A 4,994-nucleotide genomic window follows, 5' to 3' on the forward strand; every position below is an offset into this window, starting at 1 on the left:
CAGGCTGGGCTCCTCGGCAAAGGTCATCTGTCCGGTCATGGATGTCATCTCCTAGCTACTCGGTCAACCCATTGTATCAGAGGGCTAAATCAGAGGGTCCGTAGCCAGTCCTGATTGCGCAGCTCGTCCATCATTGCGCCACGGATGCGGATGCTGGCGTAGGCCTGAAAAGCGGTTTCGTTGACGCTGCTTTCCTGCTGCTCGAGGGCATCGAGCAGCCCAATCAAGCCAGCCTGCACCAAGTCTCCCACATCAACGCTCGCCGGCAGGCGCGCCCGCAATCGCTGCGCAATCCGCTGCACCAGGGGCAGGTACTCTGCTACCCGGGCGCTGCGGGTGGGGGAGTCGAGGGAGGAAGAACGCATCAACCCAACCTAGGCGCCACGCCCCAAGAGACGCGAAGCGAACAGACGCGGCTCTCCCGCCCGTGTCTGCGGCTGTGGCCAGGCGAGGACGGTTTCGGCCAGGGCACGAAAGGCCTGGGAGGCAACGGCATTGGGGTAGCGCTCGATCAGTGCCTGCTGGCTGCGGATGGCGCTGCGCAGGTACGGGTCGAGGGGGATACTGCCGGCATGCCGCAGGGGAATGTCCAAATAGCGCTGCGCCACCGCTGCAAGGCGGGAAAACAGTTGTTTTCCTTCAGCCTCATCGCGCACCATGTTTGCCAACACGGAAAAATAGCGCACCCCGTAATCGCGGCTCATGACCTTCATAAAGGCATAGGCATCGGTAATGGAGGCTGGGTCGTTGGTTACCACGACCAACACATGGTCGGCAGCCTGAGCAAAGCGCAGCACATCCGTCCCAATACCCGCCGCAAGATCGATGAGCAGATAATCCACCGACTGTTCCAGGGTTCCCAGCAAATCCATGAGGCCCGCCAGCCGTCGGGCGTCGAGATTGGCCATTTCGGCAATGCCACTGGCGGCGGGTAGGATCTGGATGCCCTGCGGGCCAGAAACCAGCACCTCATCGAGGGTTTTTTCCCCGGCCAGTACATGGGCGAGGTGATAGCGGGGGCTCAGACCCAGCAAGACGTCGACATTACCCAAACCCAGGTCGGCATCGAGAAGCAGCAGACGCTTGCCGCGCATGGCCAAGGCCAGGGAGAGGTTGACCGCCACATTGGTCTTGCCCACCCCGCCCTTACCGCTGGCGACGGCCAGGATACGCGCGCCGACGCCGGCGCGATTGCGCAAACCTTCTGCCTGGTCTTTCGGTACTTGGTACATTGGCATCTCGGGGCTCCGTTTGGTCATGCTTCTCGGTACTGATTGCCGGTTACGGCGGTTTCTTGCGGCTGCAACTCCATGGCTCCCAACAATTGCTCCCAGCGCAGGGGATGGATGTCCTCCGGCACTTTTTGGCCATCGCTGAAAAATGCCAGGGGGAGCTTTCGTTGTGCTAGCCATTCCAGGGCGGCACCACAGGCAGGTGCTTCATCGACCTTACTGAGAATGGCGGCGTTGAGGGAGAGTTTTTGGTACGGTCGCATGGTCTGCTCGAGGCTGCGCCCGGCAAGGCTCGCCGGGACCAGCAAAAAGCGTTGCAGGTGCGGGCCAAGGGCGTCGAGCCAAAGTAACTGCTCGTCGAGTCGCTCGTCGCGGGGGCTCAGGCCCATGGTATCGATAAAGATCCAACGTCGCCCCTGCTGTCTTTGCAGGGCATCGAAAAGGTCTTGTGGGCCGCGGATCACCTCCACTGGTACCCCCAGGATGCGCGCGTAGATATTGAGCTGCTCTACCCCGGCAATGCGGTAGGTGTCGCTGGTAAAGAGGGCTACCGACTCCGGCCCAAAGCGCAGCACCTGCTGCGCGGCGAGCTTGGCAACACTGGTGGTTTTACCGGCGCCGGTGGGCCCGAAGACCGCAAAGATGCCGCCGCTGCCAAGGGGGTCTGCAAGGGCTGGAATCTGTGCCTGCAAGACGCTCTGCAGGCCAGTGGCCAAACCCTGTTCCTGTGCTGCCGCCGTAATGGTCTCCGCCCAGCTTACAAAACCCCATTCCTGCACCTGGGCCAAGGAAGGGCCGGACTGGGCGGCAGAGGCCCTTCGCGTTGCACCGCCCCAGCGTTGCTCTAGCAGCTTACGCAGTTCCTGCATCTGTTGCTGGGGCAGCGAGGGCGATGCGGCTAGGCCGGCATTGCTGTGTTCCATTCGGGCGCTGGGCACGGGTTGCGGCACCGGCGGTGCTTCCGACCAAGTCGCGGAAGCGGCGGCCAATTCGTCTTCGTTGAAATCGATTGCGGCCACGATTTCGACGCCATCGTCGAGACTCCGGTTGGAGAGGATCACTGCCTCGGGGCCGAGGGCCTGGCGAATCTGGCCAAGGACTTCTCGCGTGCTGCCACCGCGAAATCTGCGCATTTTCATCGTCCAATCATCCTCTCATAAAGCTCAGGCGCCAAGGGTGGCAACCACCCGGATGCGTTTGTTGTCGGGGATCTCGCCGTAGGACAGCACCCGCAGCCGCGGCGCAGAACGCGCCAAAAAGCGCGCCAAAAAACTCCGCAGTGGTCCCATGGCCAAGAGCACAGGCTGCATGCCACCGGCTTCCATCTGTTGCATCAATGCCCCTGCCTTTTCCATGATTTTTTGCGCCAGACCGGGTTCGATCTGTTCCCCTTGCCCATTCCGAAACCCGTCTTGCAACAACTGTTCCAGCGTGGGATCGAGCACCGCCACCGGCAACTCCGTCTGCCCGGCAAAGAGGTCTTGCACGATGTAAGGCCCCAAAGCTTGGCGCACGGCACTGGTGAGGGTGTCGATATCCTGACTCTCGGCGGCGTGTTCCGCCAAGGTTTCGACGATGGTACGCAAATCGCGGATGGGTACCGATTCGCGCAGCAAATTCTGCAGCACCTTTTTGAACTTGTCCGCCGAGAGGAGCTTGGGGATCACATCTTCCACCAGCTTGGGTGAGCGGGCGGCCAGGTGGGAGAGAAGGCCTTCTACTTCCTCGCGGCCCAGGAGGTCCGCCGCCCGCTGCTGCAGCACCTGATGCAGTTGGGTGGCAATGACCGTTGCCGGATCGACAACCGTATAGCCCAAGGCCACAGCCTTGTCGCGACTCTTCGTATCGATCCAGACCGCGGGCAGACCGAAACTGGGGTCCTGAGTCGGGGTACCCTCAAGCTTGCCAAGCACATTGCCGGGGTCGATGGCGAGCAGGAGATCCGGTAAGACTTCGCCGCTCGCTACCTCGACGCCCTTGATGGTAATGCGATACAAAGTGGGCCGCAGTTCGAGATTGTCGCGCACATGCACTGCCGGCACTAGAAAACCAAAGTCCTGGGCGTATTTTTTGCGCACCCCACGGATGCGCGCCAGGAGTTCACCGCCACTGCTCTTGTCGACCAAAGGAATCAGCCGATAGCCCAGCTCCAGGCCCAAGGGATCGAGGGGCTCAACGCTATCCCAATTGACTTCCTCCGGTTCCGGCGCTGGCGGCACTATCTCCTCTGCCACATTCTGTCGCTGCCGCCTTCGCCACCAAGAATAGCCGCCAAGGATGGCGGCAACGCTCAAAAAAGGTAAGTGCGGCATACCCGGAATAATGCCGAGGAGGCCCAGAATCACGGCAACGACGATCAGCACCTCTTCATTGCGCAGCAGCTCCCCAATCAACTGCCGCCCCAGATCATTACCGGTATTGACGCTACTGACCACAATGCCAGCGGCAATGGAGATTACCAGAGCTGGAATCTGCGCAACCAAGGCATCGCCAATACTCAGCAAGGTGTAATCGTGCGCCGCCGTATTCAAAGACAAGCCATGTTGCCAAACGCCAATGATCAAGCCGCCGATCAGGTTGATGAAGAGGATGAGGATGGCGGCAATGGCGTCGCCACGTACGAATTTGCTGGCACCGTCCATGGCCCCGAAGAAATCCGCTTCCTGAGCGATTTCCTGGCGCCGCTTCTGGGCCTCCTGCTGATTGATCAGGCCGGCGTTGAGATCGGCATCGATGGCCATCTGCTTGCCCGGCATGGCGTCGAGGGTAAAGCGGGCACTGACCTCGGCAATACGCCCGGCACCCTTGGTGATGACGACAAAATTGATGATGACGAGGATGGCAAAGACGATGATGCCGACGGCGTAGTCCCCTCCCACCACAAACTGCCCGAAGGACTCGATGACCACCCCCGCGGCACCCGGCCCGTTTTGCCCATGCAGCAAAATCACCCGCGCCGCCGCAACATTGAGGGATAGACGCAGCAGAGTGGTCAGCAGCAAAGCAGTAGGAAACGCCGAAAACTCGAGGGGCTTGGTCATGTACAGGCTGACCAGGAGGATGATCAGCCCCAAACTGATATTGAAGGTAAAGAAAACATCGAGCAAAAAGGTAGGCAGGGGGATCACCAGCATCGCCAGGATCATGATGACCAGAATCGGCGCCGCCAAGGTATGCCAGTTGATCCGCCGCAGCAGTCGCAGGAGTCCCTCCATGGCTTTATTTCCCTCCCTGATCGAGTTCCGCAGGCACCGACCATTGCTCCGGTGCCACGGGCGTCCGCCCCGGCTGGGCAACGCGTAGTTGGTATAGATAGGCCAATAATTCGGCTACCGCCCGGTAGAGCACTGCAGGAATGGGTCGATCGAGTTCTACATGGTGATATAGAGCACGCGCCAAGGGAGGCGCCTCCACCAAGGGAATGCGGTGTTCCCGCGCCAGTTCTCGAATCTTTGCCGCCAATTCGTCAGCACCCTTGGCCAACACCACCGGTGCCGCATCCTTACCCTCGTCGTAGCGCAGGGCGACGGCATAGTGGGTGGGGTTGGTCACCACCACCGTTGCCTTGGGCACCGCCGCCATCATGCGCCGCCGCGACATCTCACGCTGCAAGCTGCGTATGCGCCTCTTGACCTCGGGATTGCCCTCCTGCTCCTTCATTTCGTCGCGGACTTCCTGATCGGTCATTTTCAGCTTCTCGTTATAGGTCCAGAGCTGAAAAGGCACATCAAAGGCCACGATCAACAAGGTGCTGGCGGAGAT

General features: G+C 60.6%; 5 protein-coding genes. All 5 read right to left on the bottom strand.

The genetic code is table 11. The annotated features are described in order from the left end of the window. Positions 1–89: 89 nt before the first annotated feature. Positions 90–365 (bottom strand): sigma factor, encoded by a 276-nt coding sequence (locus tag RTI30_RS12480; protein WP_312262649.1) that lies wholly within the window; start codon positions 363–365, stop codon positions 90–92. A gap of 9 nt (positions 366–374) precedes the next feature. Beyond that, entirely contained in the window at positions 375–1,238 is an 864-nt protein-coding gene (locus tag RTI30_RS12485; RefSeq protein ID WP_312262650.1) for a MinD/ParA family protein, read from the bottom strand. A gap of 17 nt (positions 1,239–1,255) precedes the next feature. Further along, on the bottom strand, positions 1,256–2,371 hold the full coding sequence (gene flhF / locus RTI30_RS12490; RefSeq protein ID WP_312262651.1) for a flagellar biosynthesis protein FlhF: 1,116 nt from the start codon (positions 2,369–2,371) through the stop codon (positions 1,256–1,258). A gap of 24 nt (positions 2,372–2,395) precedes the next feature. After that, entirely contained in the window at positions 2,396–4,447 is a 2,052-nt protein-coding gene (flhA, locus tag RTI30_RS12495; protein ID WP_312262652.1) for a flagellar biosynthesis protein FlhA, read from the bottom strand. 4 nt (positions 4,448–4,451) lie between these two features. Then, positions 4,452–4,994: EscU/YscU/HrcU family type III secretion system export apparatus switch protein (locus tag RTI30_RS12500; protein ID WP_312283905.1), on the bottom strand; the 543-nt coding region annotated here is incomplete at its 5' end.

The sequence above is a fragment of the Candidatus Igneacidithiobacillus taiwanensis genome, assembly GCF_031962545.1.
In the GTDB taxonomy this organism is placed as follows: Bacteria; Pseudomonadota; Gammaproteobacteria; order Acidithiobacillales; family Acidithiobacillaceae; genus Igneacidithiobacillus; species Igneacidithiobacillus taiwanensis.

Coding starts and splice junctions, on each gene's coding strand:
- flhA (WP_312262652.1), bottom strand. CDS start 4,447: ATGGAGGGACTCCTGCGACTGCTGCGGCGGATCAACTGGCATACCTTG.
- flhF (WP_312262651.1), bottom strand. CDS start 2,371: ATGAAAATGCGCAGATTTCGCGGTGGCAGCACGCGAGAAGTCCTTGGC.
- RTI30_RS12485 (WP_312262650.1), bottom strand. CDS start 1,238: ATGCCAATGTACCAAGTACCGAAAGACCAGGCAGAAGGTTTGCGCAAT.
- RTI30_RS12480 (WP_312262649.1), bottom strand. CDS start 365: ATGCGTTCTTCCTCCCTCGACTCCCCCACCCGCAGCGCCCGGGTAGCA.